The 19,663-nt window shown below is 30.8% G+C and carries 14 protein-coding genes; 6 read left to right on the forward strand and 8 right to left on the reverse strand.

Features of this window, described 5'->3' with window-relative positions:
- The first annotated feature begins 44 nt into the window (after positions 1–44).
- Positions 45–407, forward strand: a complete 363-nt coding sequence (locus L2Z92_RS09690) for a Na(+)-translocating NADH-quinone reductase subunit F (protein WP_236458665.1) — start codon at positions 45–47, stop codon at positions 405–407.
- Positions 385–1,401 (forward strand): FAD:protein FMN transferase, encoded by a 1,017-nt coding sequence (locus tag L2Z92_RS09695; protein ID WP_236458667.1) that lies wholly within the window; start codon positions 385–387, stop codon positions 1,399–1,401. Before L2Z92_RS09690 ends, L2Z92_RS09695 begins: the two co-directional genes overlap by 23 nt.
- A gap of 1 nt (position 1,402) precedes the next feature.
- Here the strand turns inward: L2Z92_RS09695 and L2Z92_RS09700 are convergent, their stop codons facing one another.
- The 4 genes from L2Z92_RS09700 to map all read right to left on the reverse strand — a co-directional run bounded on the left by L2Z92_RS09700 (position 1,403) and on the right by map (position 6,387).
- Entirely contained in the window at positions 1,403–4,324 is a 2,922-nt protein-coding gene (locus L2Z92_RS09700; protein ID WP_236458669.1) for a DEAD/DEAH box helicase, read from the reverse strand.
- Between the two features lie 10 nt (positions 4,325–4,334).
- Entirely contained in the window at positions 4,335–5,105 is a 771-nt protein-coding gene (locus tag L2Z92_RS09705) for a class I SAM-dependent methyltransferase (RefSeq protein ID WP_236458671.1), read from the reverse strand.
- 39 nt (positions 5,106–5,144) lie between these two features.
- Positions 5,145–5,465: a GxxExxY protein gene (locus L2Z92_RS09710; RefSeq protein WP_319800406.1), complete on the reverse strand. Its 321-nt coding sequence runs from the start codon at positions 5,463–5,465 to the stop codon at positions 5,145–5,147.
- A gap of 103 nt (positions 5,466–5,568) precedes the next feature.
- A complete protein-coding gene (gene map / locus L2Z92_RS09715) occupies positions 5,569–6,387 on the reverse strand; it encodes a type I methionyl aminopeptidase (RefSeq protein WP_236458672.1) in 819 nt (272 codons plus the stop codon).
- A 178-nt stretch (positions 6,388–6,565) separates the two neighbouring features.
- Between map and L2Z92_RS09720 the strand changes: the two genes are divergently transcribed.
- The gene (locus L2Z92_RS09720; protein WP_236458673.1) at positions 6,566–8,917 is read left to right on the forward strand and encodes a GAF domain-containing protein; all 2,352 of its coding nucleotides are present in this window, start codon (positions 6,566–6,568) and stop codon (positions 8,915–8,917) included.
- On the opposite strand, the gene L2Z92_RS09725 is transcribed toward L2Z92_RS09720, so the two are convergent.
- Positions 8,914–10,101 carry a Pycsar system effector family protein gene (locus tag L2Z92_RS09725; protein WP_236458674.1) on the reverse strand — a complete coding sequence of 396 codons (1,188 nt, stop codon included), beginning with the start codon at positions 10,099–10,101 and terminating at the stop codon, positions 8,914–8,916. The genes L2Z92_RS09720 and L2Z92_RS09725 overlap by 4 nt on opposite strands.
- A gap of 118 nt (positions 10,102–10,219) precedes the next feature.
- On the opposite strand from L2Z92_RS09725, the gene L2Z92_RS09730 reads away from it, so the two are divergent.
- Positions 10,220–13,834 carry a metallophosphoesterase gene (locus L2Z92_RS09730; RefSeq protein ID WP_236458676.1) on the forward strand — a complete coding sequence of 1,205 codons (3,615 nt, stop codon included), beginning with the start codon at positions 10,220–10,222 and terminating at the stop codon, positions 13,832–13,834.
- On the opposite strand, the gene L2Z92_RS09735 is transcribed toward L2Z92_RS09730, so the two are convergent.
- Positions 13,817–14,689 carry a hypothetical protein gene (locus L2Z92_RS09735; protein ID WP_236458678.1) on the reverse strand — a complete coding sequence of 291 codons (873 nt, stop codon included), beginning with the start codon at positions 14,687–14,689 and terminating at the stop codon, positions 13,817–13,819. The two genes, L2Z92_RS09730 and L2Z92_RS09735, sit on opposite strands and share 18 nt — an antisense overlap.
- A gap of 122 nt (positions 14,690–14,811) precedes the next feature.
- Here L2Z92_RS09735 and L2Z92_RS09740 point away from each other — a divergent pair, with 122 nt between their 5' ends.
- Positions 14,812–16,086, forward strand: coding sequence for an acetyl-CoA hydrolase/transferase family protein (locus L2Z92_RS09740; protein WP_236458679.1), 1,275 nt, complete (start codon positions 14,812–14,814; stop codon positions 16,084–16,086).
- Positions 16,087–16,189: 103 nt separating this feature from the next.
- Positions 16,190–16,537 carry an RNA recognition motif domain-containing protein gene (locus L2Z92_RS09745; RefSeq protein WP_236458681.1) on the forward strand — a complete coding sequence of 116 codons (348 nt, stop codon included), beginning with the start codon at positions 16,190–16,192 and terminating at the stop codon, positions 16,535–16,537.
- A gap of 230 nt (positions 16,538–16,767) precedes the next feature.
- Here L2Z92_RS09745 and L2Z92_RS09750 read toward each other — a convergent pair whose 3' ends face one another.
- Both L2Z92_RS09750 and L2Z92_RS09755 read right to left on the reverse strand, forming a co-directional pair.
- On the reverse strand, positions 16,768–18,354 hold the full coding sequence (locus L2Z92_RS09750) for a TolC family protein (protein ID WP_236458683.1): 1,587 nt from the start codon (positions 18,352–18,354) through the stop codon (positions 16,768–16,770).
- On the reverse strand, positions 18,296–19,645 hold the full coding sequence (locus L2Z92_RS09755; RefSeq protein WP_236458684.1) for an HlyD family secretion protein: 1,350 nt from the start codon (positions 19,643–19,645) through the stop codon (positions 18,296–18,298). Before L2Z92_RS09755 ends, L2Z92_RS09750 begins: the two co-directional genes overlap by 59 nt.
- Positions 19,646–19,663 lie beyond the last annotated feature (18 nt).

The raw sequence follows: 19,663 nt of genomic DNA on the forward strand, positions 1-19,663 counted from the left end.
ATCGGTTTTTTTATTTCTATTAATTCAATTCGTACTTTTGTACCATGGAAGAACTAACAGAACAAGAATTGCACCAAATTGCTATGAATCATGTTGGGAAAGACCTTGAAAAAAAAGGTTTTGAATTCATTGCAATTAACAGCCAATTAAAAAAACACCCGCAATTTGTATGTGTGGATACACAAAATAAATTGCATTTTGTAATGGTGCAAACTGTACCATATCCAATTAATCCAGAGGAGCCAAATGTTTTATTTGTAGAAACATTTATCAATCATGCTAAAACCAAAAATGCAAAAGTTCTTTTTGCAGGTGTTGGAATCGCAAATGCAGATGATTTTGAAAAACCTATTTATATTAATTCAGATTATATTATCAATTACAATGGCTACAAAGAACTTTTATAGTTTAATATTCCTTCTTGTATTATCAATTTCTTGTAATAAGCAAGAAAATCAATTTTTTGTTATTCAAGGAGAAGCACAGGGAAGTACATATAGTGTAAAGTATATCGCAAATGAAGAATTAGTGAATAAATCTGAAATTGATTCACTTCTCTTAGATTTTGATATGTCTTTGTCTACTTATAGGAAAGATTCTAAGATTTCTAAAATTAACGCTGGAGATTCTACTGTTGTCATTGATGATTTATTTATAGATACGTTTAAGGCTTCAAATCAAATTTTCGAAGAGACAAATGGACTTTTTGATCCTACTATTGGAGTTTTAGTTAATGCTTATGGTTTTGGACCAAACAAAAAAAGAGATCATCTTTCTCAACACGAAATTGATAGTTTATTGCAGTTTGTAGGTTTTGATAAAGTGATAATTAATGAAAATAATACGATTTCAAAAAAGCATACAGAAACCTATTTCGATTTTAATGCAATTGCTCAAGGTTATTCTGTAGATGTTTTGACGGATTTTCTAAAATCAAAAGGTATAAAAAACGGAATTGTAGAAATTGGAGGAGAATTAGTTGGCTTTGGAAAAAATACAATTGAGAACAAGAATTGGATAGTTGGAGTAGATGATCCGTTACAAAAACCAGATGAAAGAAAGCTGATTGCAACAATTCACTTAGAAAATTTAGGAATGGCAACATCTGGGAATTATAGAAAAGTAGTTACTGATTCTATTACAGGTGAAAAATTTGTTCATATCATTAATCCAAAAACGGGTAAAAGAGAGAAAAATACAATACTAAGCGCTACAGTTTTGGCACCAACTTGTATTTTGGCCGATGGTTATGCTACTGCATTTATGATTATGCCGCTTGAAGAAGTTAAGAGGTTTGTTGAAAAACGTCCAGACTTACATGTAATGCTTCTTTACACGGATGCAAATAATGCAATGCAACAGTTTAAGACAGGTGATTTTAAAAGTTTTGTTTTTAATTAATTTATGTTAATATATAATCAATATTATTAAAAACTTCTTTAGGTACAGAAGTTTCAATTATAGTATCAGAAATTTCTTTTTTAGCTTTTTGCAACTGATTTATTTTTTCTTCAATGGTGTCTTTAGCTATAAATCGAACCACATTAACCTGATTTTCTTGTCCAATTCGGTGAGCGCGACCAATGGCTTGTAATTCTGCAAAAGGATTCCACCAAGGGTCTAAAAGAATAACATAGGATGCTTTAGTAAGGTTTAAACCCGTTCCACCAGCTTTAAGAGAGATGAAAAATAATAATTTATTTTCGTCTTTTTGAAAGTTTGCTACTTCAGTTTCTCTATCTTTTATTTTAGTACTTCCTGTTAACAGACTATACTTAGTATTATTTTTATCGCACCAATCGGTGTAAATTTTTAAATGAGAAGTATAGGAGCTAAAAACTAATATATTTTGCTTTGCTTGTAATAAGGTTTCTATATAAGCAGAAACATCGGTAAATTTACCAGAATCCATTGTTTCGCCTATTAGAATAGGATGATTGGCTAATTGTCTAAGTTTTGAAAGTGCATTCAGGATAGAAATATTTGAACTCGGTTTTTCATCAAGTGTATTTAATTTTTTATCAATTAAATAATTTCGAATAATCGACTTTTCATGTTCATATAACTTACTTTGTTCTTCCGACATTTCAGAATAGAAAACCTGTTCAGAAACTTCTGGTAGGTCTTTTGCTACTTCAGTCTTAGTTCTTCTTAAAAGATAGGGATTGATTAATGAACGAAGCTCTTTTGTTTTCTGTTCATCAAATGATTTTTCTATTGGTTTTTTAAAATGAGATTCAAAAAAAGGATAGGTGTCTAGCAAATTCGGATTAATGAATTGCATTTGACTCCATAAATCGCTCAAAGAGTTTTCTATTGGTGTTCCACTTAATGAAACTTTATGTGTTGCGTTAATGGTGTTTATTGCGTTGTAAATCTTAGAGTTTCTGTTTTTTATTTGTTGACTTTCATCAATAATTAAAAAGTTAAAAGGAATTGTTTTTAAGAGGTTAATGTCTTTTAAAAGCAAACCATAAGATGTGAAAACAATATCGACTTTTTCTAATTTTTTTCGTTTAATTTTCCGATCTAAACCCGTATAATTTAATCGTGTAAATTTTGGAGAAAACTTCTTAGTTTCATTAAACCAGTTATAGGTTAACGAACTTGGAGCAACAACTAATGCTTTTAATTTTTTTGTTGTAACAGGTTGGTTAGTGCTAAATAAATCTATAGCATCGGAAGCTTCTTCAGTAATTATAAAGTCATTTTCAAACTGTGTATATACGAAGTCTAAATAGGCTAAAGATTGTATTGTTTTACCCAAACCCATATCGTCTGCTAAACAGGAGCCTAGACCTAATTGATAATTTTTAACTAACCAATTCACGCCTTCTTCTTGATAGTTTCGAAGTTTCGCATTGATGTTTCCAGTTGTTTGATAAGGGATAATCTCTCTTTGAAACAGATTGTTTTCAATTGCAATTCCAGATTCTTCTAGAACAGTAAATTGGTTCTTTTGAATTTGAATACTATTATTAGCGGTTTTCCCGAAATCGACTAATGATTTGTATTTGCTAAACCATTCTACAGGAATAATAAATAAGTTTTCATTAGGTAATTCATACAAACGATTGCCCGATTTTAAATGAGGAATAATGTTTGAAAAAGGAATTTTAAATGTTTCAATTTCAATTGTCATTTCAACATCGAACCAATCTTTTTTTTCTTCAAATTTTGTAGAAATGGTAGATGTGTGTTTGCTTATTGTCTTACTATTTAATTGTAAATCAATAGAAACTGATGTTTCGGCTATTTTGTCTTGTAGTTTTAAAAGTTCTGTAATATTGAAATAATCATCAATCTCTGTAAGGTTTTTGTTAAAAGTAGCTAATCCATCTGCAAGGAAAATGAAGCCTAAATCTTTAAGAATTTGAATAATTTTGCTTTCCTCTTTTTTGTTTCTAATGGTTTGGTAAACAGTGAAATTATCATTGTCATCATGACTAAGATTAATGTGTTTTTCTTTTTCTTCTGTTATAGAAAATTCACAACCATCATATTTAAAAACAAGTTCTAAAAGATATATTTTATTATGAATATATAAACTAGGCTTAATGTAGCAACCTGTACAAACAGAATTGGTTTCAACCGAAAATCCTTCAGCTTCAATAGGTACTTTTCGAATAACATTTTTAATGAATTTATTGAAATATTCTACACTATTTTTATTAGGTATAATAACGTTTTTCTTGCTTAAAAAAGGTTTTAGCTTGTTTCCATTAATATGATTAATAGTATGTAGTGTCTTGTTGATTAGAACCCAAGACGGATTGTTTAAAAGTATTTTAAAATCGTTTTCAAACGGATATATTTCTTTTTCATTGTCTAATAAACTCAAACAATAAACAATATTTTCAGGTGTTTTTGAAAAATGAAGTTTGGGTTCTAAAACAATTTCAGAAAATTGAACTTGTTGTTTGTGAAAAACATCTTTTCTGTTCAAATCAATACTTAAAGAAATTGAAGTTTTAGATGCGATTTTAAAAAAAGATTCAAGTGTGAAATTTATATAATGCGTTATGATCTTTGCCGTTTTTTCATCACTTAAAAGGATTTCTAAGCTTTTCGCAATTTTGTTCTTTATTTTATATTTAGAGAGTAAGTTTTTAGACGTTAACTTTTCGCACAAAGCTAGTAGTTGTCGCTCATTGGTGTCTAATTCGACTTCATTTATAGTTTTTGAATTAGCACTCTTTTTAATATAGTATAAAATACCTTCAGATTGTTCAACAATGAAAGCATTTGGAATATAAGAAGCTAAAATAGCATCGTACGTTAAGTCGAAGACTAACGCACAATTAGAATCATTTGAAAGCGGCATGTAATTTTAATTATTTAAAACAAACGGGAATAATTTCTCCTTTGGCTAAACAGTATTTTTCTACTAAATCATTAGAAATTGTGTTGGTGTAATCTACTTCTTCCACTTTGAAACCGATGCTTCTCAGTTTGTCAAAATAATCACGACCATAAACACGAACATGATCATATTGACCAAAAATTTTCGCACGTTCTTTTTGATTGGTAATAGAATCATCTGAAAAAGTAGTGGCTCTTGATAAGTCTTGTGGAATTTGGAATATACCCATTCCGCCAGGTTTTAAAACACGATATAGTTCTTGCATGGCTTTAGTGTCATCTGGAATATGTTCTAAAACATGATTGCAAAAAACCATATCATAAGCATTGTCCTCAAAAGGAAGGTTGCAAATGTCTGCTTTAACATCTGCTAAAGGAGAAAGCAAATCGGTTGTAGTGTAATTAATATTTTGTTGTTTTTTGAAACGTTTGTAAAACTCTTGTTCAGGTGCAAAATGTAATACTTCTAATTTTTTTTCAGAAGTAAAAAAGCTAGTTTCATTTTGTAAATATAACCACAGCAAGCGATGTCTTTCTAAAGAAAGTGTACTTGGCGATAAAACATTATTACGTTGATTCCCATATCCATAAGGTAAAAACATCTTGAAGCTTCTCCCGTCAATAGGATCAGTGAATTTATTTCCTTTTAATAAGAAAGCAATAATTGGTCGCACCACAATACTTAATCGAATAAGAATAGGTCTTGGAATAGTATTGAGGATAAATTTGAATATTTTTTTCATAGTCTATATCGCAGAGTTTCACAAAGAAATCTCAAAGTTTCACAAAGCATTATTTATAAATTGTTTAATGTTGTTTTTTAGAATTTTAGAATTAAAATTAATGAGTAAGCCTAATGGGTAATTACCTAATTCTAGATAAGTTAAAACTTGAGCAAAATGAACATCGGTAAAGCTTTCAACTGTTTTTAATTCTAAAACAATTTTGTCTTCAATTAATAAATCAATTCTGTACCCATGGTCAAGTTTGATGTCTTTATATGTTATCGGTAAAGCTAATTCTTTTACTACTTTTAATCCAGCATTTTTAATTTCATAAAATAAACATTCTTGGTAAGCTGATTCAAGTAAGCCAGAGCCTATTCTTCATGAACATCTATTGCGAACCCAATAATTTTATAGGATAAATCATTTATTTCCATTTTGTTTGTCTCTGCGATTGCTCTGTGAATCTTTGTGAAATAACCTACAAAACCAAAGCTTTCTGTCTCAAACCATCTTCTTCATTACTAACAATTCCTAATGCTTCATAAATGTATGCAAAAGTTGAAAGTAACTCTGGTTTACCATCTACAATGGCAACATCATGTTCAAAATGCGCACTTGGTTTATTGTCAGCAGTTGTAATTGTCCAACCATCTTTATGCTGAATAATGTTTTTAGTTCCTAAGTTAATCATAGGTTCAATTGCGATGACCATTCCGTTCACTAATTTTTTTCCACGACCACGTTTTCCATAGTTTGGCACTTCTGGATCTTCATGCATTTTTCGGCCTAAACCATGACCACATAATTCACGAACCACACCATAACCTTCTTTTTCGCAATATTGTTGAATGGCATAACCAATGTCTTCTACGCGATTTCCTACTCTAGTAGCGCGAATACCTTCATAAAGTGATTCTTTTGTTATTTGAAGTAACTTTTTAGTCTCTTCAGCAACTTCACCTACTTCAAATGTATAGGCGTGATCGCCATAGAAACCATTTTTTAAAGCACCACAATCTACCGAAATAATATCGCCATCCATTAAAGGTTTGTCATTTGGAATTCCATGAACAACTTGCGTGTTTGGACTCATGCATAATGAGTTTGGAAAGCCATACATACCTAAGAACCCAGGTTCTGCACCATGATCTCTAATATATTCTTCCGCAATTTTATCTAATTGTAACGTGGTAACACCAGGTTTAATTTCTTTAGCAATTATTCCTAATGTTTTCGAAACGATTAACGCACTTTCACGCATTAATTCAATTTCTTCTCTTGTTTTTATAATAATCATAATATTCGGATTCAAAAAAGCAAAAATACAATTTTTAATCGTTTTCAAAGAAGCTATTCCGCTCAAATTAATCTATAATTTTATTTGTAAATTTATTGAGAGAAAGTCACCAATTACCTTAACAAAGTATTTGCTTTTTTTCTTATAATAATGCGTAATTTTGTATAAAATTTAGTGTATGGTTACAGAACTACAATATCCAAGTCCGTTTAAAACGCTTATTTCTTTCCATCTTTTAATTGAAAAATTAGAAGAAATGGCAAAGTCTGATGTTGATTATAGATCTAACTATGCAAAAAGTTTATTAAAACAAGTTGAAAACAAACCAGAACTGATTGAAGGAATTCAAGATGTCTCTTTTATTAAGGAGAATGAATCGTTAATTAGGGATTTATTATCTGACTTATTTCCAACTGGATTAACGAATAATGAAATTAAGGCGGTAACATTGCCTTTTGTCAATTTCACCTTTAATTATACACAACGATTTAGAAAAATTCTCGATGCTGCCGGAATGACTTTCGATATTGAAATTCGTGATTTTGATGAACATCAATTTTATCTAATGAATTGCTATATTATTCTGAATGCTTATTATAACCAAAAAATTGATAGTAGAAAACCCTTGTTTTATGATATTCCAGACGAAAACGGAATCATGAATCATTATCGAATTTTGTATAATGCCGACTTTATAGAAGTTACTCCAACGGAAAAAATGGTGCCTTTAACACAAGATGAAATTAATCTGTTGATTGATAACTATGATGATTTAGAGTTATGGAAAGAAAAGTTTCCTCCACATTCATGGTTGTTAAAAGGATTTGGAATTGTTACTTTAGTAGATGTAACAGTTGAAAGTGCAGTTTCTAATTTAAAGACTAATTTATTAAAAACGGATACAGAAAAACAAGATTTTGAAGAAAGTTCTGAAGCTATTTTTAAATCAATTTTTAGAATAAAAGATGTTAGAATCGGTTTTACAAAATATGATGAAGTTGATAAAAAATTCGTAAAACCACCTTTTAGTGAAAACAAAATAATCAGTTATTTGTTGTGTAATTTAGAAGAAGAAAAATGTGATGGGGTTTTATGTAATTTTACTTTAGATACATTAATTCAAAAAAAACAACCGTTAATAGTTTCTAATGTAGAAGATTTTCAGTCGAATGTATTAGCAGAACGATTATTAAGTCAGAATGTTAAGAGTTGTATTTTAGCTCCAATTGTAAAAGAAGGTTCGTTGTTGGGAATTATTGAAATTGCTTCTTCAGAACCAAGAGCATTAAATTCGATCAATGCCAATAAAATTGATTTAATAATGCCCTATATCGTTGACACTGTTGAGCGTTCAATGATTGAATTTGAAAACTTAGAAGAAGCAATCATCCAAAAAGAATATACAACAATACATTCTAGTGTGTATTGGAAGTTTAAAAACGAAGCACAGAATTATATTAAATCTAGCGCGTCAACAAAGGATTATATTTTTAAAGAAATTGCATTTAAAGAAATTTATCCGTTATATGGACAAATAGATATTAAAGGTTCATCAGACAAACGAAATCAAACGGTAAAAACGGATTTAAAAAGTCAGATTCAAACACTAATTAATATAGTTAATGAAATAAAAAAGTTAAGTAATTTAATGATTTTAGATCAAAAAATATTTGAACTTACTGAATTTCTTACAGAGTTAGGTTTACCTTTAAAAGCAGATATGGAACAGCAAATTCAAAGTTTTATTGAATCTGAAATTCATCCTTTAATTCAATCTGCAAAAGTTAATAGTACTTTAGAACAAAACATCAAGTCATACTTTGAAAGTTTAGATCCAAAAACAGGAATGTTTTATCATTCAAGAAAAGATTTCGATCATACGTTGTCGGTTATCAATAAAAAAATGGCTTCTATATTAGATGAAAAACAAATAGAAGCACAAAAAATATATCCTCATTATTACGAACGTTTTAAAACTGATGGAGTAGAGCATAATTTATATATTGGAGCTTCAATTGCACCAACTATTCCTTTCGATAAAATGTATCTTAATAATTTAAGGTTATGGCAATTGCAAGCGCTATGTGAAATGGAGTTAGAACATCATAAAATAAAAGAAACTTTACCTTTTGTTTTAGAAGTTACTTCTTTAATATTGGTTTTTAGTTCTCCTTTATCGATTCGTTTTAGAATGGACGAAAAACGCTTTGATGTTGACGGCTCTTATAATGCACGATATGAGGTGGTTAAAAAAAGAATCGATAAGGCATATGTTTTAGGAACTCAAGAGCGTATTACAGAAAAAGAAAAAATAACTATTGTTTACTCACACGATCATGAGGAAAAAGAATATTTAAAATACATTAAATTTCTTCAGCATAAAAATGTATTAGAAACGGCAATCGAGCAATTTGAAATTGAAGATTTACAAGGTGTTTCTGGTCTGAGAGGTATTCGTGTGAAAGTTGTTAATGATATGGTTGTAGAGAAAAAATATTCCTATCAAGATCTTTTAGACGAACTTAATTAAACGACAGCTTTCATTTTAAAAGCAACTACAAAAGCAATAACCGAAAAGATAATTCCAATCATAAAAATGTTATAGGTAATACGTAATAAACGATATTTACGTTCTAAAACAATACCTAAAAAATATAAATCTTTAATCATAGAGTTGTAAAGATACTCTCTGTCTTTCATCATTTCATTAACTGCTTCTTCATAGTCCTGATAAGGCATTTTGTAAAAATTACCAAAGAACAAAAGATTTACTTTTTTGTCTTTCACATCTTGACTTGTAAACGTGCCCGATGTAACTTTTGGACGTGTAGAAAGTATGGCAAAAATAATGGATACAACACTCCAAAGCAGCATAATAAAAGTCGGAATAATTAAGTGTTCATTGCTAGGACTGTCTAATTTTGGAATAATACTAGAAAGCGCAATAGATATGATAATTGCGTTAACCGATAAAAGGATATTGGCTTTGCTATCTGCAATGCCACTAAGTCGAGTGTGATTGTTTAGCGTAACTCTAAACAGAGTGTCAATACCTCTTTCTGACTTCACTTCCTTTGTTTTTTTCTTCTTTTTTTCTGCACCAGCATCATTCGTAATCATATTGTCATTAGCTAAAAATTGTTGAATCTTTGTTATATTCTTTTCTTTCTTTGGTTTCCAGTTAGCTAAAGCATAAGAAGTATAATAAGTATGTTTTTGAGTTAGCATTGCAAGGTTTTCTCTTGCCCATTCTTCATTAGTGAATTTTTTATCGCAGGTTGCTTCCCATTCTTTTCGGAGCTCTTCACAAACAGATAAATAGTTTTTCTTAGAAAAATGATGAAAATCGGCATCTCTAATAATTTGTTCAAATTTAGTTTTAGGAACATAATTAAACACAGTTGCGTTTATTAAAGCAACTACTTCATTAATATATTCGTTATTAATGTTGTTCTCTTTAAGAAAAGCAGTTGCAATTTCGCAACTAAAGGCTTCATGGTTTTGAGCATTAATAGTATAACCTGTATCATGAAACCAAGCCGAAATTATTAATTTTTCTTTATCTTCGTGAGATATTTGATAATAATTAGCCATTTCAATAACTGCTTGAATCACCTCGTTAGTGTGGTCGAAGTTATGATACGTAAAAACGGGCGGAAGTTTTTCTTTAAATAATTCTTCTACAAATTTTTCTGCTTTTAAAATCAAATTCATTGTTTACTATTTATCCGACTAATTTATGAAAATGTTTTTGGTTAAAACGCAAATTTCTCTTTTTCGTTACTTTTCAATTGTGCTACTAACACTTTTTCTGTTTAATTCGTGCGCAACAATGCAATTGCAAATTAAAGAAGAAAAAGAAAATAAAGTTATTCAATTGAATGAAAATCAAGAAATTGCGCATACCTTTTATTTAATGGGAGATGCCGGTAATGCTAAAAAAGATAGTACAACTGTTGCATTGTCTCTTTTTTCTAAGAAATTAGATATTGCTAATGAAAATGCTACTGTTCTATTTCTAGGAGATAATATTTATCCAAAAGGATTGCCTGAAAAAGACAGTGAAGAAAGGGCTTTGGCCGAGCATCATTTAAATGTACAAGTAGAAGCCGTAAAGCAATTTAAAGGAAAAACCATTTTCTTGCCAGGAAATCATGATTGGTATAATAACGGAGTAGAAGGTTTAAAAAGACAACAAAAATATATAGAAGATAAACTTGGGAAAAAGTCTTTTCTTCCTAAAAATGGTTGCCCATTAGAGAAAATTAAAATAGGAGAGGATATTGTCTTATTACTGATAGATTCCGAATGGTATATTACCAATTGGGACAAACATCCAACAATTAATGATGATTGTGATATTAAAACTAGAGCCCAATTTCTAGATGAATTTAGAAGTGAGATAAAAAAAGCAAGAGGAAAAACAACGATTGTAGCCATTCATCATCCTATGTTTTCAAATGGACCACATGGTGGTCAATATTCGTTTAAGAATACAATGCAACCTTTTTTTCCTTTAGGCAATATTAAAAACCTGTTAAGAGAAACAACGGGTGTTGTAAATGCCGATTTGCAGAATGTACATTATAACGAACTAAAGAAAAATATTGTAGCAGCTTCTCAATTTAATGATAAAGTAATTATAGTTTCAGGTCACGAACATAGTTTACAATATTTAGTACAAGACAATATTCCGCAAATTATTAGTGGTTCGGGTTCTAAAACCACTGCAACAAGAAATGTAGGTGGTGGAAAATATGCTCATGCAGCAAACGGTTTCGCAATATTAGAAATATACGAAAATGGAGCTTCCTTGGTTAAATTTATTAATGCAGAAAATGACACTGTTGAATATGAAACACAAGTTCTTGGGGCAACCACTAAAAAATATATTGAAGAATTTCAACCGATAGTTCAAGATTCTATAAAAGTAGCTATTTATACTGAAGAAGAAACAACGAAAAACAAGTTGCATAAATTACTTTGGGGAGAGCGTTTTAGAAAATATTATAGCGTTCCAGTGCAAGCGAAAATAGTAAATTTGGATACTTTATTTGGAGGTTTAACACCTGTTAGAAAAGGTGGAGGGACACAATCTAGAGCTTTACGATTAGAAGCGAAAGACGGAAAGCAATATGTAATGCGTGCCATGAAGAAAAATGCATCACAATATATTCAAGCAGCGATGTTTAAAGATCAATATGTAGAAGGTCAATTTAGAAATACAGCTTCCGAAAGTTTAGTAAAAGATGTGTTCACAGGTTCATATCCTTATGCTCCTTTTGTTGTAGGAACATTGTCTGATGTAATTGGCTTGCATCATTTAAATTCTAATTTGTATTACATTCCAAAGCAAAAAGCATTAGGCGATTTTAATAGTGAGTTTGGTGACGAATTATATTTGTTTGAAGAACATGCTTCAGACGGACATTTAGAATTAGCGGGAAATAATTTTTCAGGAGAAATAATTAGTACACATGATGTTTTTAAAGAAATTCATGATGATGAATCTAAGAAAATAGACGAAAAAGCATTCGTAAAAGCGCGATTGTTCGATATGTTAGTAGGTGATTGGGACAGACATCAAGACCAATGGAGATGGTTGCAGTTTAAAGAAAATGGACAAACAATTTATAGGCCTTTACCTCGAGATAGAGACCAACCGTTTTCTAGAATGTCAGACGGTTTTTTATTAGGAGCAGCAGTTCGATTAATTCCAGCAGCTAAAATTCTTAGAAAGTATAACGATGATTTAAAAGATGTGAAAGGCTTTAATTTTGAACCTTTTCCTCTAGACATGGCTTTTACCAATCAACTAGAGAAGAAAGATTGGGAGGAACAAGTAAAGTATATTCAAGAAAATATTACAGATGAAGTAATTGATGAAGCTTTTCGTATTGTGCCAAAAGAAGTGAATGATGCAACCATTATTGAAATAAAAGAGACATTAAAAGCAAGAAGAAGCAACTTGCAAGCCATTTCAGACCGATATTTTGCGGTAGTAAATAAATTTGCAGTCTTAACAGCTACCAATAAAGACGATTACATTAAAATCAATTGTTTAGCAAACGGAAATGTTGAAGTTACTTTTCTTAGAAAAAAAGATAAGACTATAAAAGATCAATTTTTTCATAGGATATATAATCCAAAAGAAACAAAAGAAATTTGGGTATATGGTTTAGATGACGATGATACTTTTGAAGTGACAGGAAAAAGTAAAAAGATAAAAATCAGATTAATTGGTGGTCAAAACAATGATGATTATAAAGTAGAGCAAGGAAAGAATATTGTAATTTATGATTATAAATCGAAGAAAAATAATGTGAAAGAAGCGCATAAAGCAACATTAAATCTACAAGATGATTATAATGTAAATGTTTATGACTATAAAAAAATAAAAAACAACACCAATCAAATTATACCAATAATAGGTGCAAATCCAGATGATGGTTTGAAAATTGGTTTTACGGATTTATATACCAAATATGGTTTTGAACGTAATCCGTTTTCAAGTCAACATGAAGTGAAAGCTGCCTACTATTTTGCAACAAATGGTTATGAATTAAGTTATAAGGCAGAAATAGCCAATGTAATTGGTAATTTTAATTTAGAATTACATACAGCATTACAAAGTCCAAATTTTTCTCAAAACTTTTTTGGATATGGTAATGAAACATTGAATGAATATGACGATGATAATTTAGATTATAACAGAATCAAAGTGAGGAAATTCACCTTGTCTCCTTCATTAAAGTGGAGAAGTAGATCAGGAAGTATTGCAGCCCTAAAAATGACCTATGAATCGATAGAAGTAAATAATACACCTTATAGATTTGTAGAAAACAATATACAATTGCCTAATTATATTTTCGATGAAGTGCAATTTGTAGGAGCAGAAATTAATTACCAATTTGAAAATTACGATAACAAAGCCAATCCTACAAACGGAATGAAAACTGCTTTTTCATTCGGATATAAAGCAAACATTGATACAAAAAACAGAAATTTTGCCTACTTGATTCCAGAAGTTAGTTTCAATCAAAAGTTAATACCTTCAGGACGATTAGTCTTAGCTACAAAATTGAAAAGCCATATTATATTCGGAAATAACTTTGAATTCTATCAAGGTGCATCAATCGGAGGAGCAGACGGATTGCGTGGTTATAGAAACGAACGGTTTTTAGGAAACCAATCATTCTATCAAAACACAGATATTCGTTATAGCTTTAACAGTCTAAAAACAAGAATTATTCCAGTACGATTTGGGCTTTATGGCGGTTTCGATTATGGAAGAGTTTGGTTAGAAAATGAAAAATCTAATAAATGGAACAATTCATATGGAGGTGGCTTCTTTATTGATGGAGTCGAATTATTGACAGCTAATTTTGGAGTCTTTGGCTCTTCAGACGGAGTTAGAGTTGCTTTTGGTTTAGGGTTCGGTTTTTAAAACGGGAATAGGAAATTCATATACGTTGCCCGAATTTTCACCCGCTTCATCTGCAATAATAAGCAAGTCGTTGTTTTTAAAACAAATGGCTTCTTTTTGCGACTCATGTTGTAAATCATAGATGCTAATCTCGCCATTCGTGAAATTATCCGATTCGAAATTTTCAAATAACCAAACGATGGAATGAGAAAGCAATACCATTTTAGTACCATCATTGGTAATTGATGCACTAGTAATAGTACAGTTTTCTTTGTTATTACAGGTTTTGAAAATATCAATTAATTCAGCTTTATGGTGTCCTGTTTTATTAGGAACTTTATAAATTAAAACTGTACCGTCAAAATCTTTACTTCTGTTCTTAGTAAAAAGATAAAAACTCCCTTTCCATTCAAAGAATGATTCACAATCGTAGAACATCTCTTTTTTGTCAGAAGGAAACTCTTTTTGTTCAGGATAATAGAAAGTAGTTTTTGCATCTGTAGCAATTTTATTTTTGTCTAATTGATTGGCATCAATTTTATAAATGCATAAATTTTTACGAATATTTTTATTGTTCCCAAAATCTCCAATATAGAGGTTTCCAGAAACATCAGAAGCTAAATCTTCCCAATCTTCGTTTTTGATGTTTTCAATATTTATTTCGGTATCAATCTTTCCGTTCTTATTCAATAAATAGATGCTATTCTTGTTTTTACTATCTTCAATAACAAAGGTTTTGTTGTTGATGTAGGCAATACCAGAAACTTCATCTAGTTTTTTCGGAAGTTTATAAGAAACGGTTAATCCGGTTTTTTTTTCAGAGCATGATAGAACTAAAAATAAGAGCAATAAAGAGCTAGGAAAAATTAATTTCATAAAGTTTGATAGTTGAGATAAGACGCTTCTTCAAATGTATAAAAAATAATTCAAACCTGAGAAATATCATGTTTTAAGATTTCATTCAATAGTAAATTTGTAGTAAATAAAAATCATTAGGAATGAGTAAGTATGTAACGGCTGCTGAAGCTGTAAAAATAGTAAAATCTGGAGATAGAGTATATGTCCAAGCAGCTGCTGCAACACCAACAATATTAACAAAAGCATTGTCAGAAAGAGCATCAGAATTAAGAGATGTCGAAATTTGTCATTTGCACACAGAAGGAGAAGCTCCATATGCTAATCCAGAATTAATAAACAGTTTTCATGTAAATTCTTTTTTTATAGGAAAAAATGTTCGTCACACCTTGCAAGCAGGTAACGGTTCCTATACACCTGTTTTTTTAAGTGAATTACCACGCTTGTTTCGAAAAAATGTATTACCATTAGATGTAGTATTTATTCATGTTTCACCACCAGATAAGCATGGATATTGTTCGCTAGGTGTTTCTGTAGAAGCAACAATTGCCGCTATTGAAAATTCAAAGAAAATAATTGCTCAAGTTAACCCGCAAATGCCTAGAACATTTGGAGATGGAATTCTTCATGTTTCGGAAATAGATTATTTAGTAGATGTTAATTTACCTATATTTTGCCATGAAGTAGCTCCTTTTACAGATGTTGAAGAGAAAATAGGAGAATATGTTGCATCTTTAATAGACGATAAAAGCACCTTGCAAATGGGAATTGGAAATATTCCAAATGCAGCATTAAGTAAATTAACGAATCATAAAAATCTAGGATTACATACTGAAATGTTTTCAGATGGAGTAATTGATTTAATTGAAAAAGACGTTATTAATTGTAATTATAAAGGTACGGTTAGAGGCAGAGCCTTAGCAACGTTTTTAATTGGTTCACAAAGACTATACGATTTTGTAAACGATAACCCCTTTGTAGAATTAAGAGAATCATCTATGGTAAACGACACAGCAATGATTCGTAAAAACCCAAAAATGATTGCGATAAATTCTGCAATAGAAGTAGATGTTACAGGACAAGTTTGTGCCGACTCTATAGGAGGGAAGATGTATTCTGGAGTTGGAGGACAAATGGACTTCATGCGAGGTGCTTCTTTAAGCGAAGGCGGTAAGGCAATAATTGCATTACCCTCTGTTACAAAAAGAGGAGAAAGTAGAATTGTACCTTATTTAAAACAAGGAGCAGGAGTTGTAACGACACGTTCTCATGTTCAATATATAATTACAGAAAATGGAATTGCCGATTTATATGGTAAAACACTGAAGAAAAGGATTGATGAAATGGTTAAGATTGCACACCCAGATCATCAAGAAAGGATTGAAAGACAATATTTTGAGTTAACAAGTGCAAAATAATTATTGAAGTAAAAAGTTTTTTTCTATTTAACTGAAAATAAATGAAATAAAAGATTTTTGTATCTATTAAAAGATTATCTTTGTAGCAAATAAAATTTTATTTATGAACATTTTTGTAGGAAGTCTTCCGTTCAGTATTGAGGAAGCAGATTTAAGAGGGTTTTTTGAAGAGTATGGAGCTGTTGATTCAGTTAAAATTATCTCTGACAAATTTACTGGAAGAAGTAAAGGATTTGGATTTGTTGAGATGCCAAATGATGCAGAAGCACAAAAAGCTATCGACGAATTAAACGGTGGTACCGTAGAAGGTAGAACTATCGTTGTAAACAAATCAGAGCCAAAACCAGAAGGTGAAAGAAGATCTTCTTTCAACCGTGGTGCTGGAAATGGTGGTGGTGGAAGAGGAAACTTTTCTAACAACAGAGATAACAATAGAGGTGGTCGTTACTAATTTTCTATAGTTATAAAACAAAATCCCGATTGCTATCGGGATTTTTTTATGCCTATACTTTTCTATAATTAAAGCTAGGGATTATCAGATTGAATATGGCCATATCTGATTCGATTATAAATTTACCAACCGAAAAACAAATCAATCAGAACGGATTTATAGATCGTTTGAATCTGAAATTGGTAAATATAAATGAGCATGTGCAAATAGTGTATAGAAATATATTTTTTCTATTCCGGTTTACCAATTGTTTTAAACAAAGCGATAGTAGCGTTTAAAAGAGTGTTTTCTAAAAGAATATTAGATAGTTGAGCGCTAACCAATTTGTTTTCTCTGCTGTTAATTAAGAACAAAGAGCTTTCTCCCATAGTAAACAAACGCTCTTCTGCGGTTAGCATTTGAGAATAACTATCAACCAATTCGGTATTAATTAGTCGTTGTTTTTTATAAGAATTAATTTCTTGCTTTTGTGCGTCTATTTTGTTGGCTAAATTTTCCTTTTCAAAGGCTAAACTCAATTCGGTGTCTTGCACTTTAAGTTTCGCTAGTTTCAGGTTGGCTCTTTCTTTTCGCAGAAACAAAGGAAAAGAAAAATTTAACCCCACTTTGTAATCTTCAAATCGATAATTATCAATCGCACTCGGCTCGGAAAGGTAATTGTAACTTAAATTTAGTTTTGGTAGAAGACTATTCGCGTTTAGTTTTCTATCAATATTTAAAATATCAATTTTAGACTGTAGCGCATTAATTTTCGGATGATTGTCTAATGTGATTTCGTTGAATTCAGTTAAATTTAAAGTTTCCAAAATAGTTTGCTTAATCGTTAAATCGGGAAACAAAGAATCGTCGAGTTCTAAAGGAATGCTGTTTTCTGTCCAAATATAATTAGAAAGTTCTAGTTTGGCTTTGGTTAATTTTAACTGAGAATTTTCTAGATTCAAACGTCTTGTTTTTACAGTAATTCCTGCTTCAGTGCTATCTATTCCAGCTTTATCACCTTGTTCGATGAGTTTTAAGATACCATTATAACGCACTTTTGCGTTTTTTAGATAGTCAGCATAGAGTTGTACTTCATCATAATTTCTTTTCCAATTAATATAACTCACAACAGCATCATAGATAATCGATGTAACTTGAAGATTTCTTTCTGCTTCATTTAGTTTCTGATACGATTTTGCCTTTCTTAAATCGGCCATTCGTTCGTTTATCCATAATCCTTGTCCAATAGGTACAGTGATTCCAAGCGAAGTAAGTCCGCTATTTGGAACAGTATTTTCTGGGTTCAAGTAAATACCTTCATTATTATCGAAAGCTGCTTTAATTTCTATTCCGTACCAAGTAGGAATTTTAAAGCTACCATTAAAAATAGAATAGTAGTTTTTGTCTCCATATTCTTTTTCTACATAGTTAGCTTCAATTTTAGGGTCGAATGCACCACGAGCTTTCATAAGTTTAGCCTGTGCTTCGCTAATTTTTAAATCGGCTTGCTTTACTAAGGGATGGTATTTTTTTACATAGCCCAAATATTCCTCTAAAGTAAATTCTTTTAAGTTTTTTTCTTGTGCGTTTAGAAAACCACCGATTACAATGAAAAAAGCAATTAATTTTAATTTCATTTTTGTGTCTTGTTTTGAAAAATGATATGGAAACAATACTAACCCTGATGGAAACGACATCCTTTCCAAGCTTTTTAAGCTTGGAAAGATAGAGTGAACAGCAGGAATAAGGAAAGCATAGAAGCCTTGAGTATCGTTTCTGTTATTTCTTTTTATCTTTATTTTTATCGTCTGATTGATAGAAGTTTGGAGGGAAACCATTTAATGTTCTCCAAATTTCAAACCAAATAGGCACATCGTCTAATAATGCCATAGACTGAGTTCCTGCACCAATGCTTAATTGTTTTGGCCAATGCTTCTCCTGTTTATCAGGAGCAATTAGGACTCTGTATTTTCCGTTTTCGCTAATGAAACTTTCCTTTGCAACAACGATTCCTCCAAAAGTTCCATAGGAAGCACCAGGCCAACCACTAAAAACGATTGTAGGCCAACCATCGAACCAAACTCTCACTTTTTGTCCTTTGTTTATTAAAGGGAAATCGACTGGGTCTATATAGGTTTCTACTGCAATATCGAAAAGTGAAGGCATAATGCTGACAATTGATGTGCCTTCTTTAATTGTTTCGCCAATTCCAGATTGTATAGCTCTATTTACATAGCCATCTTGTGGAGCTGTAATATAATATAATCCGTTTCTGATTTGATAATTGGTATATTGATTTCTTAATTTCCCTACTTGTGCTTCTGTGTCAAATTGAGAACTTAATGCGGTTTGTTTATCGCTGTTTGCTTTGGCACTTTTTTCTGCATATTCTGCAGAAATTCGATTTAGCTCCATCGTTGCGTTTAGAATTTCATTCTGACTTGCCAAATATTTATTCTCTTGCGTAATAATTTTTGCTTCCATTTCTTGAAGCTTCACTCTTTTTTCCTCAACATCTGTTAAAGGTTTTAGGCCTTCTTTGTTTAAGTTTATTGCTCGACCGAATTGTGTTTCTGCAATTTTTAATTGTGTTTTTACAGCTTGTAAATCGATACTATCACTTTTAACTTTCAGATAGGCTTGTTTTAGTTTATTTTGTGCTTGTTTGTATTTCAAGCCTTTTTCGCTTTCAATAGCATACATTTGACTCTCTAGTGCTTTTACTTTTGAAGCATAGGAATTGGCAGCATTTTCTTTTGCTTTAACCTGATTTCCTGTGTTTTCTACTAAATTAGGGTCTAAATAATCTTCTTTTATTTCTGAAATAAATAGTATTGTGTCTCCTTTTTTAACAAAGTCACCTTCGCTAACGTACCATTTTTCTATTCTTCCAGCAATGGCAGTTTGAATATTTTGTGGTCTTTGGTTAGGTTCTAAGGTAGTAACAAATCCTGTTCCCGAGATATTTTGTGTCCAAGGAAGGAAGAGAAACAGAAATAATAAAATAGCAACTCCAATAATTATTTTTCTAATTACTAGGTAGCTTTTATTATCTGCAAAGACCGTATTTGATTTGAATTTTGAAAAGTCAAAATTACTATCCACTCTGTTTTTTGTGATGTTTAGCATTTTTCTAGTTTTAAATAA

The sequence above is a fragment of the Flavobacterium jumunjinense genome (genome assembly GCF_021650975.2).
Classification (GTDB): domain Bacteria; phylum Bacteroidota; class Bacteroidia; order Flavobacteriales; family Flavobacteriaceae; genus Flavobacterium; species Flavobacterium jumunjinense.